Source organism: Enterococcus sp. E4-223 (assembly GCF_035727065.1).
Taxonomy (GTDB): Bacteria; Bacillota; Bacilli; order Lactobacillales; family Enterococcaceae; genus Enterococcus_B; species Enterococcus_B faecium.
In genome coordinates this window covers 205,817-229,935 of record NZ_JAPMLH010000004.1, presented here as the reverse complement: position 1 = coordinate 229,935, position 24,119 = coordinate 205,817, and the positions used below count along the sequence as shown (strand labels likewise).

Below are 24,119 nucleotides of genomic sequence, written 5' to 3'. Positions count from 1 at the left end.
CCTTTCTTACAAAACTTCTCTTACATCCACTTTTTTATCTGCTGGTACTTGACGGATTTCTACTTCTATTTGTTTGTCAATTAATCGTTTCAAGCGTTCCTCCTCTTCTGGTAAAATATTTACCGCTTTTCCGATGCTGCGAGTACCAGGTTTTGCCTTGATCCCTCCTAAGTTGATGGTTTTGATTTCTGGATACGCTTCTGCCAGCTTATATGCATCCTCGATCGATTCCACTACGATGAATAACTTATATTTATCTGTCACCCCGCTTTTCAACGCGGCAATCGAGTCATCAATTGATTTGATCACTAGTTTGACTCCTTGTGGCTTGGCTAATTTGATCGTTGTCTTTCGTATCTCATTCGTAGGTACATCATCATTAGCAATCAAAATACAGTCTGCGCCTATTGTTTGTGTCCATGAAAAAGCTACTTGTCCGTGTAATAACCGATGGTCGACTCTTGTCAATACAATCATTTTTCTTCCTCCTAAAATTCGTCTTCTTCTATTTTCTGATTGAGCCGCTCGTTACAAAACTGGATCATTTTTTTTGAATCAGTTAGCACCTGCTGGATCAAAACAGTTGTCTCTACTTCAGCGTCCAACCGAGATACTAGCTCAATCAATAGTGGCAAATTCAATCCGGCAACGAGATAGACATGATCCCGATTGATATATTGTAAGAATTCGTTGTTGACACTTCCGCCAAAAAGATCCGTCAGAACAATGATTTCTTTATCTTTGTACCTCATAAAAAGCTGGCTTACTGTTTCCGCTAAATCAAAATTCTCATCAATATAGCAATCCAATACAGTAATAGAATGATTTTTCCCATAGATCAGCTCTAATGAATCTAATATCCCTGAAGCAAATTTTCCATGGGAAGCTAAAATAATTTCTCTATCCACTTTTTCATCTCCTCTTTTCACTTACACATACTAAAAAAGCAAGTTGCATGCCAAAATTAGTGGCAACAACTTGCTTATGTTCAAAATTCTTCTTCTATCGAGAGAAACTCTGTATCTTCACTCAAAATATCATAGATATAGGCAATCTCAGAATTGGGGATCATGACACTATAATGCTCTTCAATGACACTAAACGCAGATTTAATAGCAGATAACCCTTCTTTTTGACACTGCTTCCATTTCTCTAATCCTTGATAGGTTTCGATTGGCATTTGTCGGATCAATCGTTCAATGAGACAGCTCACATGGACATACAACGCTAATTTTTTGGGATTGCTGATGCTTCGATTCAACTGCACCTCTAATTCTCTCATAAAATGATCGATTTCTCCCATCACCTTCTCTGTATCTAGAATAGTCACGGAATCCAGTACTTTTTCCAATGAAAAATTACGAATGATGCGCTGATTGAATATTTCCTTCTCTGAAGCATTCATAGTAGTGTCCAACCATTCAGCTAGTACAGACATCTTTTCCCCCGAGATGAGGTCTTCTAATGAAAGATAGTCAATATTGGTGATATCAGGATCTGTGGTGCCAATCATTCCTACGACTTCGTATATGGAAAATAATGGGTCACTGTTTTTCTTATCTTTTAATTGCTGATATTCATATGGGATGATTTTCAACTGACAAGCCGTAGGTAAGCTTTTTTCTAGCAGTTCACTTAAGTGGACCGCCGTACCGATTCCAGTGAAGCAAGTAGTAATGAGTGCTTTGGGTTTGTTTTCCTCTGGATAGAGCAGTCGCCATTCTGGCTGGATCTGTCGAACAGTCTCTTCTGCTATCTCTTCTAATAATACATTTTTTTGCAGGCATTCCCCTACTGTGATTGCTAAAGGTGTCGTTACATTATTCAAAATCAAAAGCGGTACGGATAACTGTTTTTTAAAAAACTGATGGATTTCTTTCAGAGATCCCATGTCTACTAATATGATCAATCCATTTGAAACATCGCTGTTTTCGCAATAATCAAGGATTTCTGAAGCAATCTGCTGTGGTGTGACATCTAGTGGCATATCAAATGATTCAAATAGATCCTCTTGTAATAAACGATTTACTACATTTGCCATACTGCTAGCAGTTGCATAACCGTGAGCAGCAATCATCGCTTTTGGCAGTCGTTTTTCTTTTGACCATTTCGCTTTTTTTAGATAGATCGTCAGTAAAATCCGATCCATACTTGTGTCTTCAATATCTAATTTGATCTTACTTAATTCCAGAATTCGTTGGACATAGTGATAACTAGATGGATAAGACTGAGAAACTTGTTGTTCTAATTCTTTGATTAGTTGGATAATATCATGTTCTTCCGGTAACCATTTGATAGTGCTTCGCTGATAGAGATAGTAACTCAAGGCATAGACACTGTTTCCATCGAATTTGATTTGATAGGCAGTTTCCATTTGTCGAAAGGTCTCTCGGATAGATTGTGTCCAATAAACCAGCAGCTCGTGTTTTTCTTGTCTACTGGTCTCAAACAGCAAAAAATCAAATAATTGAATCACTTCTTGCTTTAATTTTCCTTCGCAAGAATATAGCAGACAGTTATTTTTCTTGAAATCAAGTAGGATTTGCTCAAAACTTTTAACGATTCGCTGCTGTTCGGGCTGTTGCTTCTCCATTAATTGCTCTAAGGTCTGGTCTTGCGTAATATAGATTCCTTGCTGTGCTGTATTTTTAGTAATAGGCTGCGCAAGTAGCTCTTTTTGCAAATGATGGATCGTGACATGGATTTCAGGCTGTTCACGCTGTTCAGCATATGCTTTTGCTGCTGAAACTTTGACGATATTTTTCAGCTCTCCTATGTTTCCGGATAATTTCTGACTTGTTAAAAGTGACAAAGCTGGTCCACTGACTGACAAAGGGCTCCCCATTTTTCTTTGTTCTTCGAGAAAAAAAGAGTAAATCAGTTCTAGCCGTTCATTACGACTACGCTGATTAAGTGCAGGTAGTTCGATTCGGATAGGTATTCTTCGAATGAAAGTTGTTAAGAAATGACTAGTAATCTCTTCAGTCGTAGCAAAAAAGAGACGTGTTTTGATCCGGCGTGACAAATTAGGTTCTCCCATACGATAAATCACACCTTGATCAAGATAGGTGAACAGTTTTTCCTGACCTTCTGGTGTTAAGCGATGTACCTCGTCTAAAAACAAGATCCCACCATCTGCTGCTTCAAAAGCCCCTTTTTTATTTTCTTCTGCACCAGTGTACGCTCCCTTAACATGTCCAAACAAATTGCTAGTCAAAAGTTCAGGATTATCTGCATATTGTGCACAATTAAAAGTGATGAATGGTGCAGAATCTTCTAGCAGATCATGAAGCAGACAATACTGATAGACCAAATTAACTAAATAACTTTTACCTGTGCCACTTTCGCCTGTAATCAAAAGTGGTAATCCGCCATCTGGATAGTAAAGAGCTGTTTTGATTTGTTCGATACTTTCTTTCAAACTGGCGTCGTATCCGATCATAAAAGAGAATAAGTCTTTTGGTTGCGCGAAAAAAGGCTGTTCCTCTTTGAGATCATCGATAGAAAAATAAAAATTCGTGCGTAACTTAAAAAATTGTTTTTCAAAAGCTTCTTTGTGGAAATAAATCACTGGTCGAGAATTGATTTTGACTAGTAGTTGCTCATCATTTAACTGGTTCAAATAATGACTGACTGTGTTTCTTTTTACCCCAAAATGATCAGCTAACCTTTGTGCTGTAAAGACCTCGTTCATATGTTCTAAATCGAAAAAGGCTGTCTGGTTCTCTAAGTAACATAAAATTTCCTTCTTCAACAACTTATTCACCCCTCCTCCATCATAGAAAACGGATTCATTTTGTCAATAAAATCTTTAATAAAGAATTGAAAAATATATCTTATTATAGACAGCAGCCTACTTATCCCTTATAATTTTTATTCTAAAAAACGTACAGTTCCTTCCAGTTTTTATACTGGAATTTCAACATATGAAAGAATAAGGAGGCTATGACTATTCAATGAAATCGAATAAATATAAAAACAGGAAACATACTTCCTGGAAAACTTTTCGAGAAATCATCGGATCTTATCTCGCTGTAGTTGTATTTTTGCCTTTGCTTTATATGGCTATGACAGAACAAACTCGTTTTATTGGCGTAGATACGCAATATATAGCCGAAACAGGATTTTTATTCATCTTTATCTTGATTTTTGCGTTCTATAAATCCTTCCATACAAAATAAGATTCACAGATTTCAACTTTCCTGTCTGTTTTTAGCTATTACAAATCCTTATATGTGGTATAACAACAATTTATTGGCATAATGAGGAAAAACGAGTTATGATGCTTTCAGAGAGTAAAGAGGTACTGTTGTCACCATCCTTTTTATTGATTACGTACACCACTCTTAGTTTTTTCCCATTGATTACGAAAACAAGGTAGAAACATTGATGTTCCTACCTTGTTTTCTTTTTTTATTTTCAGATCAAAATCTCAAGTAGCTTTTGACTTGATGTCGGGAGGTTGTCTTCGTTCCATCAAACCTGATAGAATCTGCGCCAAACCATAGTTTTCTCCACTATTATTTATTCCTCTAAGATAGTACCCACAATAAACGAATAAATATTTTTCTCATTTTCATACTCCTTCTTTGAAAATCAATTAGATTTCTCTCAACCCACTTTTTTACAAAAATTACGTAGCAAAAAAGATTGCAAGAACAAATTAAAAAAGAAGTAAATAGAGTTTCGTCTATAAACATTTACTTGATATATTTTTTATGCAGAATTCATTTATAGAAAAATTAAGTAAAATAGACGTTCCTATGAATGAAGAGACTGGCATGTTTTCTCATTTTCTTTTTTTAAAAAAAATAGTCTATTCACTTTCTAAAGCTTCTTCATAATAAAACTTTCATTTATGAAAAGGCTTGTTCTCTTTTCATTCTAAATTTCCTAAGCTACAATGTGGTAGTACTTGTTTTTTCAATTGTGGACAAATAAATAATAGGAGGAATCATATGATTCAGTTATTACGTTATGCAAAAGACTATCGTAAGCAAATCATTTTGGGCCCGTTCTTCAAATTTCTTGAAGCTGTCTTCGAACTTGTCCTGCCTTTAATGATGGCTTCCTTGATCGATAATGGACTAAAAATGAATGACCGAGGAAAAATCATTGAAATGGGCTTATGGATGGTCGCTATGTCTGTGATTGGTCTGATTTGTGCTATCATTTGCCAATACTATGCTTCAGTAGCTTCACAAGGATTTGGTACAGAGTTACGTAATCAGCTAATCAAAAAAATCAATACTTTCTCTCACAACGAGTTGAATCATTTTGGAACAGATACCTTGATCACCCGAATGACAAACGACATCAATCAGCTTCAGCTAGCTTTAGCAATGGTCATTCGTTTATTGATCAGAGCACCGTTTTTAAGTATCGGGTCAGTGGTCATGGCTTTTGTGATCGACTGGGAAGTAGGTCTGTTTTTCTTAGCATTATTGCCTATTTTCTCAATCATTTTATTTTTTATCATCAAAAAAACCGTTCCTCTCTACCAAAAAGTGCAAGAAAAACTAGATCAGCTCAATGAACATGTTAGTCAGAATCTTAGCGGTGTTCGTGTCATCCGCGCATTTGCGCAGACAAAAAAAGAAACAGAGAAGTTCGATAAAAGCACAAATGATCTAGCGAACAATTATTTACGTGTTTCCAATATCTCTGCCCTATTATCACCTGCTACAACCTTGATCATGAATGTCGGGATCATCTGTTTGCTGACAGTTGGCGGGATCAAAGTAAATATTGGTAGCTTGCAACAAGGACAAGTTCTTGCTTTGATCAATTATATGAATCAAATGCTTTTGGCACTGATCGTTGTTTCAAACCTCGTCGTGATCTTCACACGTGCCGAAGCTTCAGGAAATCGGGTGAAAGAGGTGCTAGACACAGAAAATTCGATTCTTGAAGCTGAGGTCAGTACTACTCCCGATTTTTCTTCTGAAGCAATTATCGCTTTTGACCATGTTGACTTCCGTTATACTCCTGATTCTGGTCTTTCTCTCCAAAATATTACATTTCAGCTGAAGCGAAATACAGTCCTTGGAATCATTGGTCCAACCGGAAGCGGGAAAACGACTTTGACACAATTGATTCCCCGTTTCTATGATGTCAGTTCCGGTACAGTTATAATGGACGGAATGGATGTTCGTTCTTGGCAGCTGGATCATCTCCGTCAGCAAATTGCTCTTGTTCCCCAAACTTCTGTACTATTTACCGGGACTATTCGTGAAAACCTTCAATGGGGTAAGAAAGACGCCACAGAAAAAGAATGTTGGGAAGCTCTGAAAATCGCTCAGGCAGAAGAATTTGTCCGTCAGCTTCCAAATGGTTTAGATACAAAAGTCATGGAAAATGGGAAAAATTTCTCTGGCGGACAAAAACAGCGACTGACGATTGCAAGAGCTTTGATTGCCAAGCCAGCATTACTGATTTTAGATGACTCTTTAAGTGCGTTGGATTATCAAACAGACTTGGATTTGCGTAAGGCGCTACAGACTTATCTTGGCAGTACAGTGATTATTATCTCCCAACGTGTCCGCTCTATTCAAGAAGCACATCATATCTTAGTGATGGATCAAGGTAAGATTGCTGCTCAGGGTACCCATGAAGAATTACTTGCTCAATCAGCAGAATATCAGGAAATCGTCGCATCACAGGAGGAAGAATAGTTATGAAAGTAAAAAAATTATCCTTGCAGACGCTCCGCCGATTCATTCCTTACCTTACTGCCTATGCAAAAGACATTTGGCTAGCTGTGATACTAGGAATCATCAATGGGATTGCAACAGTTGTGATGACGTTACAAATTGGTCAAAGTATCGATCAAATGATTGGAGAAGGACAGGTCCGCTTCAATCGATTGTTCCATTTACTTATTCTATTCGGTGGTATCGTTTTAATCAACGTAGTCAGTCAATGGCTCATCCAAGTGTTAAGCAATCGGTTAGCTTACTTATCCGTTGCAAAATTAAGAAAAGATGCATTTGCTCATCTGAATCGATTGCCACTTCGTTATTATGATCAAAACTCACACGGAAATATCGTCAGTCGATTTACAAATGATATGGACAATATTTCCATTGCAATTTCTGCGGCCTTCAATCAATTATTTTCTGGAGTGGCAATCATCATTCTTTCGTTTATTTTTATGATGCGTCTAAGTCCACTTCTGACATTGGTCGTTCTTTGTTCTACACCAATTATTTTCCTTGTGAGTTGGATCGTTGCTCGTGCTTCACAAACAAATTTCGATAGACAGCAAAGGATTATTGGGGATATCTCGGGCTTTGTGACCGAACGAATCGGTAACCAGAAAATCGTGAAAGCTTTTCAGCAAGAAGAAGCTAGTCAACAGCAATTTGAACTGCTAAATGCTGATCTTTATGAAAAAGGACAACGGGCACAATTTTCTTCTTCCTTGACAAACCCGTCTTCTCGTTTTGTAGATCACCTTGCTTATTTATCGATTGGTTTAGTTGGCGGCCTATTGGCATTGAAGAGTGGTTCGTCAATCACTGTTGGTGTGATTTCCAGCTTTACGATCTACTCAAGTCAGTTTTCTAAACCATTTATCGAACTTTCTGGAATCACGACACAACTGCAAACCGCTTTTTCTGGTCTAGAACGAGCATTTGATTTGATCGATCAGCCAGAAGAAAAGCCTGATTTGCCAGATGCCTATGCCTTGGAACCCAAAAATATCAAAGGAAAAGTCTCTTTTGATCATGTTTCTTTTTCTTATGACCCCAAACAGCGTTTGATCGAAGATTTCAATTTTACTGCTTATCCAGGTCAAACCATTGCTATAGTAGGAAAAACAGGGGCCGGAAAATCCACACTTGTTAATTTGCTGATGCGTTTTTATGACACAACAAAAGGAACAATTACAGTCGATGACCATGACATCCGCTCTATCCAACGTGATACATTACGTAAAAGTTTTGGAATGGTGTTACAAGATACTTGGCTATTTGACAGTACATTGCGAGAAAATCTTCGTTTTGGAAATCCGGAAGCAAGTGACGCAGAAATCAATGATGCCCTAAAAGCCTCTTACATGTATGAATTTGTAGAACGTTTGCCGGAAAAATTAGATACTAAGATTGGCGGTCAAGGGTTAAAGATATCAGATGGACAACGCCAACTGTTGACGATTGCTCGAACGATGATCAGTAATCCCCCTATGTTGATCTTAGATGAAGCTACCAGCTCAGTCGATACATTGACAGAGAAAAAAATCCAACAAGCCTTCTTAGCAATGATGGAAGGAAAAACCAGTTTTGTGATTGCCCATCGCCTGTCCACAATCAAAAATGCGGACCAGATATTAGTGATGGATCAGGGAGCTATTGTCGAAATGGGCACCCATGATGAGCTGCTTCAAAAAGATGGTTATTACCGACGGCTCTATCAAGCACAATTCACAGCACAATAAAAACAAGCAGTCTTCTGGGATGGGAAGACTGCTTGTTTTTTATTTAGCGTGGATCGCTAAACTTCTTAAAATTTTTTTGTAAGGAATACTACGTCCTACGTAATAAATGGCAATTGATTGAATCGGTAACCATATTACTGTTTTTAACAGGCGGGGCGCCCAAACGACCCAGCTGAACAATGGCACATGGTACATCAACGCAAGCCATAATGGTGTCAAAAATAAGTTGATGATCAGCGTGACACTAAGCGTAGCCAGAATGGCATTTTTCCAAGTGATCTCTTTTCGATAGAAAAAGAATCCGTAGATTGCTCCTTCAATAAATGCATTCAATGTAAATCCAATAAAGAATGCAGATTTCGAGAAGAGGGCCATTCCTACTAAATCAGCTAAAACTGCGCCTATCCCTGACCAAAAAGGACCAAAAAGAATGCCCATGATCACTTGTGGAATAAATGTGACACTGATTTTAATAAATGGGGTCTCGATTGCTACCAGTCGGGACAAAGTGACCATCAATGCAATCAATAAGCCCATAATAGCAATCATACGTGCGTCTAACCGGTGTTTCTTCATTTTTAGCATCTCCTTTAAGAGCTGCTACATCGTATCATGCAGCGAATGCGAAAATAAAACCGCGAACATTACGTCCTTCGTCCAAGAGGCAACATCCCATCCTCTTAGCACTTAACGCTTTATTTTCTACTCTGTATTATTTTTGGGATCTTTTCCCACAGAAACTATAGCATATTTTCACATTTACTGCAAATACGAAAAACTAATATTATTGTTTATATTATCCAATACGTTCGTATTATATCGCATATTATCAGTTTGTTTAGCTTTTATAGCTACATATAGGCGAACATTAAACGTTATTTTTCCATACGCTTATCCATCAAAATGAAAGTGGACGCTTGTCTATTTCATGGACGATTCTTCGAAAATCTAGGAAGCCGGCTTCCAGTCCTCTTAGTAGCACCTCAGCTGTTCCGATATTCGTAGCTAACGGAATCTCATAGACATCAGATAAACGGATAAGTGCTGTTACATCTGGTTCATGGGGCTGTGCAGCCAGCGGGTCTCGAAGAAAAATCACCAAATCTAACTGATCCTCCGAAATCATGGCTCCAATTTGCTGATCCCCGCCTAACGGTCCGGATTTAAACCGATGGATCGGCAAGCCGGTTGCTTCCGTGATCCTCTGCCCAGTCGTCCCGGTAGCAAAAAGTTCATGTTTTTCCAATATTGTTTTATACGCTGTTGCTAATTTCACCATCATAGGTTTTTTTCGGTCATGAGCGATCAAAGCGATTTTCATAAGAGACACTCCTTTTGATATTGTTAACATACTTATTTACTCCAGTGTATCAGTTTTTATTTCTTATGGATATTTATTAAAGCTTAAAACTAGCACATTGACAAAAAAAAGAAAAAATTCTTGTTCAACATGACATTGAAGTTAGTTAACGCTTTCATTTATACTTTAAATAGTTAATAAAACTAAAAAAGAAAGTGTGGAACGTATTATGGTAGAAATGGCTCTGAAAAACGTATATAAAAAATATGACAATGCAGAAAATTATTCTGTAACTGATTTTAATCTATCAATCAAAGACCGTGAATTTATCGTTTTTGTTGGTCCTTCCGGTTGTGGAAAGTCAACTACTTTGCGAATGATCGCGGGACTGGAAGATATCTCTGAAGGAGAACTAAATATCGGCGGAAAAGTCATGAATGACGTGGCACCTAAAGACCGTGATATTGCCATGGTTTTCCAAAACTACGCATTGTATCCTCATATGACTGTTTTTGATAATATGGCTTTTGGCTTGAAATTACGTAAATATGATAAAGCAGACATCAAAAAACGTGTGGACAATGCAGCAGAGATCTTAGGTCTGACAGAATACTTGAAACGAAAACCAGCTGCTTTATCTGGTGGACAACGCCAACGTGTGGCATTGGGACGGGCAATCGTTCGGGATGCAAAAGTCTTCTTAATGGATGAGCCATTATCAAATTTAGATGCTAAATTACGTGTAGCCATGCGTGCTGAGATTGCCAAACTTCACCAGCGTCTTGAAACAACGACCATCTATGTTACTCACGATCAGACAGAAGCAATGACTATGGCTGACCGAATCGTTATCATGAAAGACGGATTTATCCAACAAATCGGTACACCGAAAGAAGTTTATGATACACCCGTCAATATGTTCGTTGCCGGCTTTATTGGATCTCCTGCCATGAATTTCTTTAATGTGACATTGAAAAATGGTGTTATCACAGATGGACATGGGCTTAAGCTTCGTATTCCTGAAGGGAAAAACAAAGTATTAGTTGAAAAAAGTTATGAAGGAAAAGAAGTTATCTTCGGTATTCGTCCAGAAGACATCCACAGTGAACAAGTAGCCCTTGAAGCTTCACCTGAAGCCGTAGTCAAATCAGAAGTTGTCGTTTCCGAATTACTTGGAGCTGAAACGATGCTTTACACAAAAACTGGTTCTACTGAGTTCATCTCAAAAGTAGATGCAAGAGATTTCCATAAACCAGGCGAAATAGTCGACCTTGCTTTCAACATCAGCAAGGGCCACTTCTTTGATAAAGAAACAGAACAAGTCATCAAACTTCCATAAATTGCCCCCTGTTAGAGCTGTGCCAGAAGATGTTGGTGCAGCTCTTTTTAGGACAAAAAACTCTCATCTTAGAGGATTTATTATCCATTACTAGATGAGAGTTTTTTTTGAGAGATCATGTCTAATATGTCGTTTTCTTCGCGTACCCTTGAATCGACTCTTTCCGATTTTCTTTTTTTGCTGCCGTAAATACGGGGATATCAAAATATTTGCTGAGTGTTCCTGCTATAAAATAAGCAATATTATAATCAACTAAACTGTGGATGAGCCCACCAATCCCCATCAAGATGAATACTGTATAAAAATATCCTTGAGAATAATATGTTTCAGGCATATTACCAATAAAGTAAAAGATGCTGACTACTAGCATTTCTGCTAAAGAATGAATCACACCGATCACAAAATTGAACCCTTGGAAACGCCAATTAGCAAAAGTAAACTGTCCATTTTTTAAAACGATACTCGGATGCTTTTGCAAGTACCAAGCCCCAATCAACGCAAACACAAGATGTGACAATGCTCGCAATGCGATGATAACCGGCGTTGTTAAAAAGAAACCAAATGTCGTACCTAGCGCAACAGCCACTGCAACTCCTGGTGTAAAAAACATCGCAATAAATAATGGCACATGAGACGCCAAAGTAAAGGAAGCTGGTGGAATCATGATTTTAGGCATGACCATTGGGATAATGACCCCCATCCCAATCAATAAAGCAGAAATCGTTAGTTTTCGAACTGAATTTTTTCTCATTTTCTCTCTCCCTTGATATGTCTTGACACATAAATGTCGACTTAGTATAACTCACTTGCCAATAACTGTCAAGACACATATTCTTCTCTAAATCCGCGTAAGATGAGTATGCGTATCAGGTATAAGAATTTTTGATCAAGAGACAAAAATAGGAGACGCGACAACATTTGTGTCACGTCTCCTTGTTCGGCATAATAGTGGTCAAGAGCTTGCATCAAGTAATAAGACCAACTAACTCAAAAACATGAGAAGCTGTTTTTTGAAATTGTTCCTTGTGACTTAGAGTTAAACGGCAGGCCCACAACCTCTTTCTTAAACGGTGTTCAATCAGCTGACCCTCGGTATTAGCTCAAAAAACGGCAAAATATGAGGAACTATTTTTGTTTGGTTGTTCTTATTACTTGATGCAGGACAGCTTTTTCATAACCTCTGATTCACAGTGTTCCAGAAGTAGCTTCTTCGAAAAATAAGCCGAAATTTTACAAAAATTTGAGAAGCAATTTTCGTAAATTTCTTCTTATTTCTTGAAGCTGATCACTTCTGTCACAACCTCTTTTTTTACTGCATATCTTCTGACATCGCATTGCTTAATGCGGCGAATTCTTGTAATGACAAAGTCTCCCCACGACGTTTTGGATCGATTCCAGCTGTTTCCAAGCTTTTTGCTAACCATGCTTTTGTCTGGTCATCTTTGCCATACGAATGCTGCAAGTTATTCCAAAGCGTTTTTCTTCTTTGTTGAAATGCCGCTTTTGTCAATCGGAAAAATGCTTTTTCGTCTGTCACTTCGACTGCCGGTATATCTCTTCTTGTCAGTTTCAAAATCGCTGAATCTACATTTGGCTGAGGGACAAATACTGTTTTTGGTACGATGAATGCTAAACTGGCTTCCATATAATATTGAACAGCAATCGATAATGAACCATAAGCTTTCGTTCCTGGTTCAGCAGAGATACGATCAGCTACTTCTTTTTGCATCATGACGACTAGTTCATCCACAACCAAATCTGATTCAAGAAAATGCATCATGATCGGTGTCGTAATATAGTAAGGTAAATTCGCTACGACTTTTAACGGAAGCTCCTCATGAAATGTTTCTCTAACAGCTGTTGACAAATCGGTCTTTAAAATATCTTGATGTACAATAGTCACATTGTCATAGGGTTGCATCGTATCAGCCAATACAGGGATCAAACGATCATCGATCTCAAATGCTACGACTTGTTTTGCATGCTTGGCTAATTGTTCCGTCAATGCACCGATTCCTGGTCCAACTTCGATCACGTTCGTATGTTCATCTATTTGCGCAGTTTCTACGATTTTCCTTAAAATATTTGGTTCAGTCAGAAAATTTTGTCCTAAACTTTTTTTAAATGAAAAACCATGTTTCAATAAAATCTCTTTTGTTCTAGAGGGTGTCGCAATTTCACGATATTCACTCATGTTGTTCCTCCACTATTTTCATTGCTTGGGCGAGTTCTTTCGGCGTAATACGAAACATCTTCAAACGTTTTTCCAATTGTTTGCCGTTCGTGTAACCGATGCGCAACTCGTCACCTAGTTTTTCTCGTTTTTCTTTTGCTTGTGCCCCAGCTATTAAACCATAGTCTAAAAGGTCTTGTCTAGTGATTTCAGAAACAGCCGTTTGGTAAATGTCTGGCGTCACGACCTTTTTCAATGCTTCTAAAATAGCAGCATCACTTGCATGCTCGACACCAAGGCTTCCCTTTTTCTTTGGTTTAGCTTGTGTGCGCGGCAAAAAAGCATGTTTTGCCTGAGGAACAGCTTCCATAATGATTTTTCTTATTTTTTCTCCTGAAAAATCAGGATCGGTAAAAACGATCACTCCACGAGTCTCTTGGGCATGTTCAATTTGCATCAGGATCTCTTCATTGATTGCAGACCCTATTGTTTCTATCGTATCTGCATCAACTACTTCCCGCAGCCTTCTTGTATCGTCTTTTCCTTCAACGACTATAATCTCTTGGATCTTCATCTTATCCATGTTCGCTTAGACCAAATAATCGGTGCGCATTTGTCCATGTTTGGGCAGCCACTTCTTCTGTCGGAAGATTCCGAAGTTCAGCAATCTTTTCTACTGTATAACGAGTATAGCCTGGTTCATTTCGCTTTCCTCTAAAAGGAACTGGTGCCAGATAAGGGGCATCTGTTTCCACAAGTAATCGTTCGATTGGTACATTTGCTGCAGCCTCTTGGACGTCTAATGCTTTTTTGAAAGTGACGACACCGCTAAATGAAATATGCATCCCTAAGTCAAGAAACCGTTTTGCCCATTCATAATCACCACTGAAACTATGCATGATTCCACCGATATCTCGAACATCTTCTTCTTTTAAGATTTGATACGTGTCTTCAAGTGCTTCTCTAGTATGAATACTGATTGGTAGGTTCATTTCTTTTGCGATAGCAATCTGTCTGCGAAATACTTTATCTTGGACTTCTTTCGGGTCTTCCATCCAATGATAATCCAAGCCAATTTCCCCTAATGCTACAACCTTTGGTAAAGTCAATTGTTCTTGTAATTTATTTTCGATTTCTTTCGTATAACTGCCAGCCTCTGTCGGATGCCAGCCGATAATACTGTATATATTTGGATAGTCATGGCTTAATTGCAAAGACTTTTCAATCGTTGGCGTATCGAAGCCCACGACCGCCATTTTCGTTACCCCCATTTCTTGTGCTCGCTGAATCGTTTCTGGAATATCTTCATTGAACTGTTCAGCATTTAAATGGGTATGAGAATCAAATATCATGTTTATCTCTCCTTTTCATTCTTACTTTAGCACATAAGCACTACTTGCAGAAGTAGCAAAAATCAAAATAGAAGAACTTGTTTTATTGAAATAGAAAAAGCACGAAGATCTAGAGGACCTAGTTCGTACTTTTTCTGTCTGTTGTTGAAATATTTTACTCTTCTGAGCGTTTTTTCTTTTTTTGATAATAGACTGGGATACCTATCAAGGTAACACCTATACCGATCAATGCTAATTTAGTTTGCGTCATCATCGTCATACCTAAAATGAAAATAGCGCCGAGAATCGCAATAATCGGAACGATTGGATAAAGTGGTACTTTATATGGACGTGGCAATTCCGGCGCTTTTTTTCTTAAAATAAAGACACCGATAAAAATCAGTAAACTGAATAGCCACATCACAAAAATCAACATGTCTGTTAAAAAGTCGAAAGAACCAAGGCTCATCATAATACAAGCTACTGCTAACTGGAAAATCGCAGGAACATAAGGAACCGTAAACTTCTTTGAAAGCTTTGTCAGCTGTTTACTGAAAGGTAGCTCGTCTTCTAAAGCCATCGCATAAGGCACGCGGATCCCAGTTAGTGTATAACCGTTCAATGCACCGTATACCGAGATCAAGATCCCAATAGTGACCAGCTTTCCACCGATTCCCCCAAAAATGACGTCTGATGCTTCAGAAGCTGCATTCAAATTACCGGCAAGATGATCAATCGGCAAAGTTTTCAAAAAAACAAAATTGATCAATAGATAAACGACTGTTACAAAACTCAAACCAAGAATAATTGCTTTAGGCAAATCTTTTTCCGGCCGTTTCATTTCCCCTGCCATTGCACCGACACCTAACCAGCCGTCATAAGCAAATAACGTTGCTAACAACGCACTGCTCAATCCTTCGACAAAAGTAACATCTTTTCCAGCTTCGATTGGAAATAACTGGACAGTTCCTTGTCCTGGGGTCAATAATCCCCATATGACAATCACAGCAATTGGTATTAATTTAATAATCAACGTCACTGATTGTACAGAAGCACCGACTTTTGTCCCTAACAAATTCAACCCTGTCACAGAAACAGCGGTGATCACTGCAATCAACAAAAGATAATCGGTAGATAATTGTAATAAGTTCGTCAATTGTGTCGCAAAGATAATCGATAATGCAGCAATATTAGCAGGAAAGTAAATCAAGCTTTGCGCCCATCCTAATAAAAAGCTGGGCAATTTTCCATACGCAGCTTCAATATATTTTACAGCTCCACCAGTTTCCGGGATTGCTGTAGCTAATTCAGCCACTGTCAATCCAGCACAGATCGTTAAGAAACCACCCAAAAGCCAAGCTAGCAATGTCAAACTTGTAGACTGAGTACTAGCAGTAACAGCAGCAGTTTTGAAGAAGACGCCTGCACCGATCACGGTTCCCATAACGGTAGCTAATGCGCCAAACAGATTGATTTCTCGTTTTAGTTTGCCTTTCATTCCCATCCTCTTTCTTCTTTGAAATTTGGTATAATTTTCAGTATAACTGAGAATATTTTAATTTACCATTCTTTTTTCTCCACTTTCAGTGAAAAACTCCCTCTTAAGACGGATGTATTTCTTTTTTATTTTTCGTATACTAAACCTACCTTTTCCACGAAGGAGGAACAGTTTATGGATTTTAAGCGTTCTTATCCGAAATTAGCAGATTATTTATCCAACCGGGTCGATTTTTCCCGTAAAGAACAACAGCAGTCCCGTTGGCATTGGTTCACATTAATTTTATTTGGATTAATGACTGTTGCAACGTTATCACAAAAACTAATATTGCTGACTTTGTTCATCGCAATCGTTGCATTGATCAAAGGTCCTGTGATGATCTTGTGGGGGATGTTGTATTCCTTTTTGGTTGGGCTTTTTCCGCCTATCGGTATTTTGCTTTCAGCGATTTTCTTTTTATTGAATATCGGAACATTTACAAAGAACTGGCGGATGACCTTAGTCGGGATCTATTTTTATTTCTATCCTTTTGGAGTGATGGCACTTAGTGAAGTCATGCATTGGGATAATCATTGGTTTATAGCTGGCTCCTTGCTTTTAGGGTTGATCTTGTTACACGTGATGTTGACAAAGCTCTATCAACATTATGGTATCGGACGTACGATTTTCTGGTATGTCTTTTCGATCCCATTTGCACTGCTTACTGCTCTCTTACCAAGCCGTTTGAAGACAAAAATAAAAGGTTACCATAAAATCAAGTGATAGGATTTTTACAAAATAAAGAAAACAATCATCGAAGTCAAAACCGATGATTGTTTTTTTATCTATATTTTCAATCACACATATAAGAGCACAAACTAATTGAACATAAAGTGATAGAACTTAGAATTAACACATCAACGCTACTGTTAGATATAAATATAGATGTAACAAAGTCATTGCATTCAAACTTTATGAATGTAAGGACAATAAAAAAGAGTACCAGATGAATCAATTAAAATCTGTCCGACCCTTTATCATTATGCTTTTTTTCTGTTTTTACGATTCCTATTAGTATTATTCTAAATTAACAAAAATCAGCGAAGCTCGTACTTCTTTTTCTAGGATTTATTTTGGATAGTTCTCTGTTTCTGTATTATATGATTGGCTTCAAGTAATAAGAAGGAATTTACGAAAATTGCTTCTCAAATTTCGGAAAAAGGGGGTATGACACAACTAGTGTCATACCCCCTTTGAATTTCTATGCGATTTCTGAGCCATTTGGCATGGATTTTGGTGCTTCGATCACTTGTAAAGAGCCATCTGGTGCTTCTGCAGAAAGGATCATTCCTTGACTGATTTGTCCACGCATCTTTCGTGGTTTCAGATTTGCTACAATGACGACTTTTTTCCCGATCAATTCGCTTGGATCAGGATAAAATTCAGCGATTCCTGACAAGATTTGACGGTCTTGGCTGTCTCCAGCATCTAGTCGGAATTGCAGCAACTTATCTGCCCCTTCTACTTTTTGACAGTTGATGACTTCTGCTACTTTTAGTTCTACTTTTTCAAATACATCAAATTTGATTTGTTTTTCTTTCGTTGAAACAAGTTCTGTTTCTTCTGGATCCCATTTGACTGTATCTTCGTTTGTTTGAGTACCTTCAGACATTTTTTCTTGAATAAAAGCAACTTCTTCTTCCATATCTAAACGTGGGAAGATTGGTGTACCTTTTGCAACTACTTTTGTTCCTGAAGGAAATTCGCCAAAGTGTAATCCTTCAAGATTCATTGTTTCAGAGTCCAATCCTAGTTGATTGAAGATCTTCTCTGGCGTTTCTGTCATGATTGGCTGAAGTAATATCGCTGCGATACGCAAAGATTCAGCTAAATGGATCATGACACTATTCAATTCAGCTTTCTTTTCTTCGTCTTTTGCTAATACCCATGGTTCTGTTTCATCAATGTATTTATTTGCACGAGAAATCAGCACCCAGATTTCAGCCAACGCTGTATTGAATTCCATTTTTTCCATTGCATCATGGTAACGTCCGACAACGTTAGCAGCCGTCGTAGACAGTTCACTGTCAAATGGAGTGACAAGTGAGGCATAGTCAGGAACGAGTCCATCACAATATTTGTTGATCATAGCAATCGTTCGATTCAATAAGTTCCCTAGATCATTTGCCAGATCATAATTGACACGGGAAACAAAATCTTCTGGCGTAAAGACGCCATCTGACCCAAATGGCACAGCACGAAGCAAATAATAACGGAGTGCATCTAAACCATAACGTTCCACAAGCATTTCAGGATAAACGACATTTCCTTTTGATTTAGACATTTTTCCGTCTTTCATCAATAACCAGCCATGCCCAAATACTTTTTTAGGTAGAGGCAAATCAAGAGCCATCAGCATGATTGGCCAATAGATCGTATGAAAGCGAACGATTTCTTTACCGACCATCTGAACATCTGCAGGCCAGTATTTTTCGAATAGACTTTCATCTTCGGAGCCATATCCTAGTGCAGTAATATAATTGGATAATGCATCGATCCATACATACACCACATGTTTCGGATCACTCTTGACTGGTACCCCCCAAGTAAAGGTTGTTCTTGAAACTGCAAGATCTTCTAATCCTGGTTTGATAAAGTTGTTGATCATTTCGTTTTTACGAGATTCTGGCTGGATGAATTCGGGATGTTCTTCATAGTATTCCAACAGACGGTCTGCGTATTTGCTCATGCGGAAGAAGTATGATTCTTCTTTTACCAATTCTACTTCGTGTCCACTTGGCGCTTTACCACCGATCACATTACCTTCGTCATCTTTGTACACTTCTGCAAGTTGTGTTTCTGTAAAGAATTCTTCGTCAGAAACAGAGTACCAACCTTCATATTCACCTAAGTAAATATCTCCCTGTTCTAATAAACGATCAAATATTTTTTGAACAGCTGCTTTATGGTAATCATCTGTCGTTCGAATGAATTTATCATAACTGATATCAAGCGTTTTCCATAATTTCTTGACATCAGCCGCCATTTTATCTACATATTCTTGCGGTTTTACACCTAGTTCTTCTGCTTTTGTTTCGATTTTTTGACCATGTTCATCCACTCCAGTGAGATAAAACACATCAAAGCCCATCAACCGTTTATAACGAGCAATTGCGTCACATGCAATCGTAGTATACGAGTTGCCGATATGAAGTTTGCCGCTTGGATAATAGATTGGCGTAGTGATATAAAAAGTTTCCTTTTCTGCCACGGGGCTCTTCCTCCTTTATCGCATGATGCGAATTCGTTTCCTTGCTAGTATACCATAAAAAAAGCATGCTGTTAGCTTTTTTTCAAAATGAAAAAGACTGGATAAACGACTTCTATCTACGTTCAATCTATCCTTTAAAAGGATGAATAGGTTGAATAAATGCGGGTTTTTGTTTTGTTTCATATCTACTAAAAAACGGCTTTTTATTTCTCCCCTCACACGTGGTATAATAAAGACTATCTATCTTAGTAAGGGACTGGAACAATCATGCAGAAGAAACATCTTTTTTTTACACTTAGTATTGCTTTTCTTTCATTAGCACATTTAATATTCAGCTATTTTTATATTCGTATGTATGGTTATTTTAACCTCCATGGGCATTTGAACAGTTTTATGACAGCAGCTTGGATTTTGCGTTTTATCATTGACGTATATATCGTTATTTGTGGCTTCTTTGCCATTCGTGAAGAGCGGTATAAAGTATTGCCGTTTTATCTGCTTTTCTTTTTATTCAATCTCATACTTCCATTTATTTTTCATATTTAAATGATAACCTAGATTTTTCAAGTAAATCCTTGGTTTTTTTTCAGAGTCTGCTACAATAAGGTAAAAAGTACTTTTACTGTCAATGGAGGTGGTCAGATGAACCGTTTTGCTTCTAAAGAAGAAGAAAAATTATATTATGAACATGAAGCTAGTGAAGAAGAATTTCTTAACTGGTATCAAAAACAGGAACGTCCAGAATATGACAAGCCCTCTTTGACTGTCGATATCGTACTGATGTGCTATAACAAAGAAGAAGATCAGCTGAAAGTTTTGTTGATCCAAAGAAAAGGGCATCCTTATCGAAATTCATGGGCATTGCCTGGTGGCTTTGTCCAAAAGGATGAGTCAACTGGAGAAAGCGTCTTAAGAGAAACAAAGGAAGAAACTGGTGTGGTTATTTCAAAAGAAAATATTGAGCAACTGCATACATTCAGTACGCCTAATCGAGATCCGCGAGGCTGGGTCGTCACAGTCAGCTACTTAGCCTTTATTGGAGAAGAACCGCTAATCGCCGGAGATGATGCCAAGGAAGTACGCTGGTTCACACTAGAACGTCATAGTAACAAGATCCATTTATCTAGCGGAGAAGTTGCTATCTCGCTTGACTTAGTCACTGGAGAGTCTTCTGGCAAAGATACTTTGGCTTTTGACCATAGTCAAATCATCTTGAAAGCATTCAACCGTGTAGTCAATAAAATGGAACACGAGCCGCAAGTTCTACAAGTTTTAGGTAAAGATTTCACGATTACGGAAGCTCGAAAAGTATTTGCTAAATTCTTAGGGATCGATTATAAAACGATCGATCATTCCAATTTTAAGAAAGCTATGCTCCAATATTTCGATGAGATCGGTGAACGTCCTGTAGGAATCGGCCGTCCTTCAAAAATCTATCAGCTCAAGCCGGGGCACCATGAATAAGGTTGTGAACAAAAGATTCAGACCTAATCATTCAAGAAAAAACGCAAAAACAACTCTTTGTGAGTTACGTTTTTTGTTTCAGAATTTTGATGTATTCGTAAACTTTCTGAATAAAAAATTAACAATAGCAGAAAAAGCTCGTACGAACTTTTTCTGCTATTGTTTTATTGGTTTGTCATAATTAGTGAGCTTTTCTTCAAAAGAAAAATTCCTAGAAACAAAAGTCATTAAGACTTTTTATTAACAAGGCGAACCCTAACGCTCCTATCAGTTTCATTCATTTTTTATCCCTTGATAAGCGAATGTCTGCCCATTTCTTCTACTACTTGGCTCTTTCTTACGGAATTGCTTTCTTCTGCTCCGTCGGTATTGATCAAAAGAAATTTTTTATTATACCATTGGGACTTATAACGCAATTTTGTTATTAATTTATGCCAGTCATGAATAGAAAAATCAGCATGTGCTTCTTCTTTTGGAAAAGATTCTACAAATAAGTAGTCATATTGTTTGACCAATTTCCCAGATAATTGTTCAAGATAATCTTCTCGCTGGTTCTTTTGTTTCAGATAAAGATCCATTACTTTTCTCTTTTGTTTCTGATAATTGCTTGCCTGATCTAACCTTGTCTTTCTATGGTGAGCGGAGCGGACTTTCACATTCAATTTCCGCTGTGCATGTTGCAGCTTTTCTTCTGTTTGGTGAAATTTTGGTAAAGTTACTTCTAGAGGTCGAGATGTTTGGATCAATGTCTTCGGATGATAGGCGATCCCGATCCATTTAGCTAAAGATTCTTTTTTTACTGGCGAAACATCACAAAGTAGTGCGACATAAAATTCTTCATTATATCGAGCAGAAATCGTAGCGGAGCGAATCGATCCTTCAACTGGCCGATGCTGATTTATCTTGATTAGTTCTTTTTGTTTTGGTAACTTTAAGTAGCCATTTTCCAGATAGATCGTACGGGTTTGGTTGTTGGTCGTATAAGATTGCCACATACTTTTTTTCGTTTTAAGCTTTGGGAAGCTGGCACGTCCCTTGAAATAATTGCGAAAAGCCCGTTCCAAATTAAGCTGTGCATTTGCTAAAGCAAGACTGTCTACTTCTTTTAAGAATGGGTATTCTTTTTTTAATGTAGCGGGTGTGAGCGAAAAATCGGCCACTCCTGTTTGTTGCCAACTTTTCTGCCGCTTTTTCAGCAAATGGTTATAGGTAAATCGAGCACATCCAAAAGTACGAATCAATTGCTGTTTTTGTTCTTCTGTCGGATACATACGGAATTTAAAAGCTTTTAGCATCTATGTCCCTCCTAGTTAGCAACCAGAAGAGATTCCTTTTGTCGTTTTAGTTTTTTTGCGTAATATGGGACTTCCTGCTCAGTTGCATAGACAAAATGTTCTGGTGCGATTTCACGAAGTTGACGTACTTGTCCGTCATCTGGTTCAGGTTGATATTTGATTCTTCTGCGTTTTCTCTCATGGTCTGGATCTGGTAGAGGAATAGCAGATAACAAACTTTCTGTATAAGGATGGACACCGTGATTATAGATTTCATCACTTGTTCCCATCTCTAATAACAAGCCGTTATGCATTACACCGATTCGGTCACTAATATGTTTAACCATCGACAAATCATGTGCAATAAATAGATAGGTCAATTGATGTTCTTTTTGGAGATCTTGCAACAAATTGACCACTTGGGCTTGGATCGACACATCTAGTGCAGAAATTGGTTCATCACAAATGATAAAACGCGGTTTTACTGCCAATGCTCGTGCAATACCAATACGCTGGCGTTGCCCACCTGAAAATTCATGAGGATAACGAGTACCGTGACTTGGATTCAATCCAACAGTTCTCAATAGATCATCGACTTTTTTTGCACGCTCTTCAGATGATTTAGCTAGTCCATTAACATCAATTCCTTCGGCGATAATATCTCTGACTTTCATCCGAGGATTCAACGAAGCATATGGATCTTGGAAAATCATCTGAACATCATGCCGGAATTTCGTCAAACCTTTTTTATCTTTGATCTTCGTTATATCTTGACCGTCGAATAATATCTCACCATCAGTAGGTTCATTCAAACGAATGATCGTACGGCCAGTAGTGGATTTTCCGCTTCCAGATTCTCCAACTAAACCGAATGTTTCTCCTTCATAGATGTGAAAGCTGATGTCATTTACAGCATGTACTTCATTCTTTTTTCCTACATTGAAATACTGTTTCAGTCCTTTAACTTCAAGTAGTTTATTTGGCATCAGCAATTCCTCCTTGACCGTAAGTATGTTTTTGTTTCTCTTTAAAGATAGCCCAGCGACGTTGGATTTCTTCTGGCGGTGTCACTTTGGGTGCCTGTGGAGCAAGTAGCCAAGTTGCTGCCTTGTGTGTTTTTGATAGTTCAAAAAATGGTGGTTCTTGTTCTGCATCGATTTTCATCGCGAATTCATTTCTTGGATAGAATGCGTCTCCTTTTGGCGGGTTCAATAAATCCGGTGGAGAACCAGGAATAGCATACAATCGATCGTTCGCACTATCTAATGTCGGCATTGAACCAAGCAGTCCCCAAGTATAGGGATGTTGCGGGTTGTAGAAAATTTCTTCCGATGTTCCAACTTCAACGATTCTTCCTCCATACATGACAGCGACACGATCAGCGACATTCGCTACTACACCAAGGTCATGAGTGATAAAGATAATTGATGTATCGATTTTTGTCTGAATTTCTTTCAGCAGCTCCAAAATCTGTGCTTGAATAGTCACATCAAGCGCTGTTGTAGGTTCATCAGCAATCAGGATTTCCGGATAACATACCAGTGCAATCGCGATCACGATCCGTTGACGCTGACCTCCTGAGAACTGATGCGGATAACTGTTGATACGTTTCTCAGCTTCGGGTATTCCAACTAATTTAAGCAATTCTAATGCAGCTTTTTGTCCCTCTTTTTTTGAAACTTTATTATGCTTTCTAAGGGACTCAGCGACTTGCTTCCCAATGGGCATCGTCGGATCTAAAGAGGTCATTGGATCTTGGAAAATCATCGCTATTTCTTTACCACGGATTTTTTGCATCTCTCTTTCTGATTTTCCAACGATATCGTTACCTTTAAAGAGGATTTGACCAGCATCTATATTGGCGTTGCTTGACAGCAAGCGCATGATGCTTCTGGTCGTCACTGATTTTCCACTTCCAGATTCCCCAACGATCGCCAATGTTTCTCCTTTATTCAAATGAAAATTGACACCGCGAATCGCTCGTACCTTTCCAGCATACGTATCAAAAGAGATTTCTAAGTCTTTCACTTCTAAAATTTTCGTCATCGTC

At 38.1% G+C, this 24,119-nt stretch carries 21 protein-coding genes and 1 riboswitch; of the genes, 7 read left to right on the top strand and 14 right to left on the bottom strand.

The window, feature by feature from the left end; translation table 11 throughout:
• Nucleotides 1-6: 6 nt before the first annotated feature.
• The 3 genes from OS139_RS07630 to OS139_RS07620 all read right to left on the bottom strand — a co-directional run bounded on the left by OS139_RS07630 (nucleotide 7) and on the right by OS139_RS07620 (nucleotide 3,766).
• Nucleotides 7-477: a PTS sugar transporter subunit IIB gene (locus OS139_RS07630; protein ID WP_002287114.1), complete on the bottom strand. Its 471-nt coding sequence runs from the start codon at nucleotides 475-477 to the stop codon at nucleotides 7-9.
• Between the two features lie 11 nt (nucleotides 478-488).
• The gene (locus tag OS139_RS07625) at nucleotides 489-908 is read right to left on the bottom strand and encodes a PTS sugar transporter subunit IIA (RefSeq protein WP_002332149.1); all 420 of its coding nucleotides are present in this window, start codon (nucleotides 906-908) and stop codon (nucleotides 489-491) included.
• An 80-nt stretch (nucleotides 909-988) separates the two neighbouring features.
• Nucleotides 989-3,766: a sigma 54-interacting transcriptional regulator gene (locus tag OS139_RS07620; protein ID WP_016628221.1), complete on the bottom strand. Its 2,778-nt coding sequence runs from the start codon at nucleotides 3,764-3,766 to the stop codon at nucleotides 989-991.
• 190 nt (nucleotides 3,767-3,956) lie between these two features.
• Here OS139_RS07620 and OS139_RS07615 point away from each other — a divergent pair, with 190 nt between their 5' ends.
• The 3 genes from OS139_RS07615 (at nucleotide 3,957) to OS139_RS07605 (ending at nucleotide 8,440) form a co-directional block, all read left to right on the top strand.
• Nucleotides 3,957-4,181, top strand: coding sequence for a hypothetical protein (locus OS139_RS07615; RefSeq protein WP_002332150.1), 225 nt, complete (start codon nucleotides 3,957-3,959; stop codon nucleotides 4,179-4,181).
• Nucleotides 4,182-4,958: 777 nt separating this feature from the next.
• Entirely contained in the window at nucleotides 4,959-6,674 is a 1,716-nt protein-coding gene (locus tag OS139_RS07610) for an ABC transporter ATP-binding protein (protein ID WP_002294013.1), read from the top strand.
• A gap of 2 nt (nucleotides 6,675-6,676) precedes the next feature.
• A complete protein-coding gene (locus OS139_RS07605) occupies nucleotides 6,677-8,440 on the top strand; it encodes an ABC transporter ATP-binding protein (RefSeq protein WP_002289511.1) in 1,764 nt (587 codons plus the stop codon).
• A 39-nt stretch (nucleotides 8,441-8,479) separates the two neighbouring features.
• Here the strand turns inward: OS139_RS07605 and OS139_RS07600 are convergent, their stop codons facing one another.
• Complete coding sequence (locus OS139_RS07600; protein WP_002289509.1) at nucleotides 8,480-9,016, bottom strand: folate family ECF transporter S component; 537 nt, start codon at nucleotides 9,014-9,016, stop codon at nucleotides 8,480-8,482.
• 37 nt (nucleotides 9,017-9,053) lie between these two features.
• A riboswitch (THF riboswitch) is annotated at nucleotides 9,054-9,152 on the bottom strand.
• A gap of 186 nt (nucleotides 9,153-9,338) precedes the next feature.
• The gene (gene mgsA, locus OS139_RS07595; RefSeq protein WP_002291069.1) at nucleotides 9,339-9,761 is read right to left on the bottom strand and encodes a methylglyoxal synthase; all 423 of its coding nucleotides are present in this window, start codon (nucleotides 9,759-9,761) and stop codon (nucleotides 9,339-9,341) included.
• Nucleotides 9,762-9,969: 208 nt separating this feature from the next.
• On the opposite strand from mgsA, the gene OS139_RS07590 reads away from it, so the two are divergent.
• Nucleotides 9,970-11,079: an ABC transporter ATP-binding protein gene (locus OS139_RS07590; RefSeq protein WP_002307252.1), complete on the top strand. Its 1,110-nt coding sequence runs from the start codon at nucleotides 9,970-9,972 to the stop codon at nucleotides 11,077-11,079.
• 121 nt (nucleotides 11,080-11,200) lie between these two features.
• On the opposite strand, the gene OS139_RS07585 is transcribed toward OS139_RS07590, so the two are convergent.
• From OS139_RS07585 to OS139_RS07565, 5 genes are all read right to left on the bottom strand, one after another.
• The gene (locus OS139_RS07585) at nucleotides 11,201-11,830 is read right to left on the bottom strand and encodes a hypothetical protein (protein ID WP_002294011.1); all 630 of its coding nucleotides are present in this window, start codon (nucleotides 11,828-11,830) and stop codon (nucleotides 11,201-11,203) included.
• A 558-nt stretch (nucleotides 11,831-12,388) separates the two neighbouring features.
• Entirely contained in the window at nucleotides 12,389-13,273 is an 885-nt protein-coding gene (rsmA, locus tag OS139_RS07580) for a 16S rRNA (adenine(1518)-N(6)/adenine(1519)-N(6))-dimethyltransferase RsmA (protein WP_002332151.1), read from the bottom strand.
• The gene (gene rnmV / locus OS139_RS07575) at nucleotides 13,266-13,835 is read right to left on the bottom strand and encodes a ribonuclease M5 (RefSeq protein ID WP_002307251.1); all 570 of its coding nucleotides are present in this window, start codon (nucleotides 13,833-13,835) and stop codon (nucleotides 13,266-13,268) included. Before rnmV ends, rsmA begins: the two co-directional genes overlap by 8 nt.
• On the bottom strand, nucleotides 13,828-14,604 hold the full coding sequence (locus OS139_RS07570) for a TatD family hydrolase (RefSeq protein WP_002294001.1): 777 nt from the start codon (nucleotides 14,602-14,604) through the stop codon (nucleotides 13,828-13,830). The genes rnmV and OS139_RS07570 overlap by 8 nt, the downstream gene beginning before the upstream one ends.
• A gap of 154 nt (nucleotides 14,605-14,758) precedes the next feature.
• Nucleotides 14,759-16,081 carry an APC family permease gene (locus OS139_RS07565; RefSeq protein WP_025476807.1) on the bottom strand — a complete coding sequence of 441 codons (1,323 nt, stop codon included), beginning with the start codon at nucleotides 16,079-16,081 and terminating at the stop codon, nucleotides 14,759-14,761.
• A gap of 174 nt (nucleotides 16,082-16,255) precedes the next feature.
• Between OS139_RS07565 and OS139_RS07560 the strand changes: the two genes are divergently transcribed.
• Nucleotides 16,256-16,843 (top strand): hypothetical protein, encoded by a 588-nt coding sequence (locus OS139_RS07560; protein WP_002325419.1) that lies wholly within the window; start codon nucleotides 16,256-16,258, stop codon nucleotides 16,841-16,843.
• 478 nt (nucleotides 16,844-17,321) lie between these two features.
• Here the strand turns inward: OS139_RS07560 and metG are convergent, their stop codons facing one another.
• On the bottom strand, nucleotides 17,322-19,331 hold the full coding sequence (gene metG / locus OS139_RS07555; protein ID WP_002289325.1) for a methionine--tRNA ligase: 2,010 nt from the start codon (nucleotides 19,329-19,331) through the stop codon (nucleotides 17,322-17,324).
• Nucleotides 19,332-19,598: 267 nt separating this feature from the next.
• Here metG and OS139_RS07550 point away from each other — a divergent pair, with 267 nt between their 5' ends.
• Together OS139_RS07550 and OS139_RS07545 are read left to right on the top strand one after the other, a co-directional pair.
• On the top strand, nucleotides 19,599-19,877 hold the full coding sequence (locus tag OS139_RS07550) for a hypothetical protein (RefSeq protein ID WP_002289337.1): 279 nt from the start codon (nucleotides 19,599-19,601) through the stop codon (nucleotides 19,875-19,877).
• A gap of 96 nt (nucleotides 19,878-19,973) precedes the next feature.
• Nucleotides 19,974-20,795, top strand: coding sequence for an NUDIX domain-containing protein (locus tag OS139_RS07545; RefSeq protein ID WP_002293995.1), 822 nt, complete (start codon nucleotides 19,974-19,976; stop codon nucleotides 20,793-20,795).
• Between the two features lie 284 nt (nucleotides 20,796-21,079).
• Here the strand turns inward: OS139_RS07545 and OS139_RS07540 are convergent, their stop codons facing one another.
• Genes OS139_RS07540 through OS139_RS07530 form a run of 3 tightly spaced genes read right to left on the bottom strand, consistent with a single transcriptional unit; the run spans nucleotide 21,080 to nucleotide 24,115 of the window.
• Nucleotides 21,080-22,090, bottom strand: a complete 1,011-nt coding sequence (locus OS139_RS07540) for an RNA-guided endonuclease TnpB family protein (RefSeq protein ID WP_002332154.1) — start codon at nucleotides 22,088-22,090, stop codon at nucleotides 21,080-21,082.
• Between the two features lie 11 nt (nucleotides 22,091-22,101).
• Nucleotides 22,102-23,055, bottom strand: coding sequence for an ABC transporter ATP-binding protein (locus OS139_RS07535; protein WP_002289330.1), 954 nt, complete (start codon nucleotides 23,053-23,055; stop codon nucleotides 22,102-22,104).
• Complete coding sequence (locus tag OS139_RS07530; RefSeq protein WP_002289332.1) at nucleotides 23,045-24,115, bottom strand: ABC transporter ATP-binding protein; 1,071 nt, start codon at nucleotides 24,113-24,115, stop codon at nucleotides 23,045-23,047. The genes OS139_RS07535 and OS139_RS07530 overlap by 11 nt, the downstream gene beginning before the upstream one ends.
• Nucleotides 24,116-24,119 lie beyond the last annotated feature (4 nt).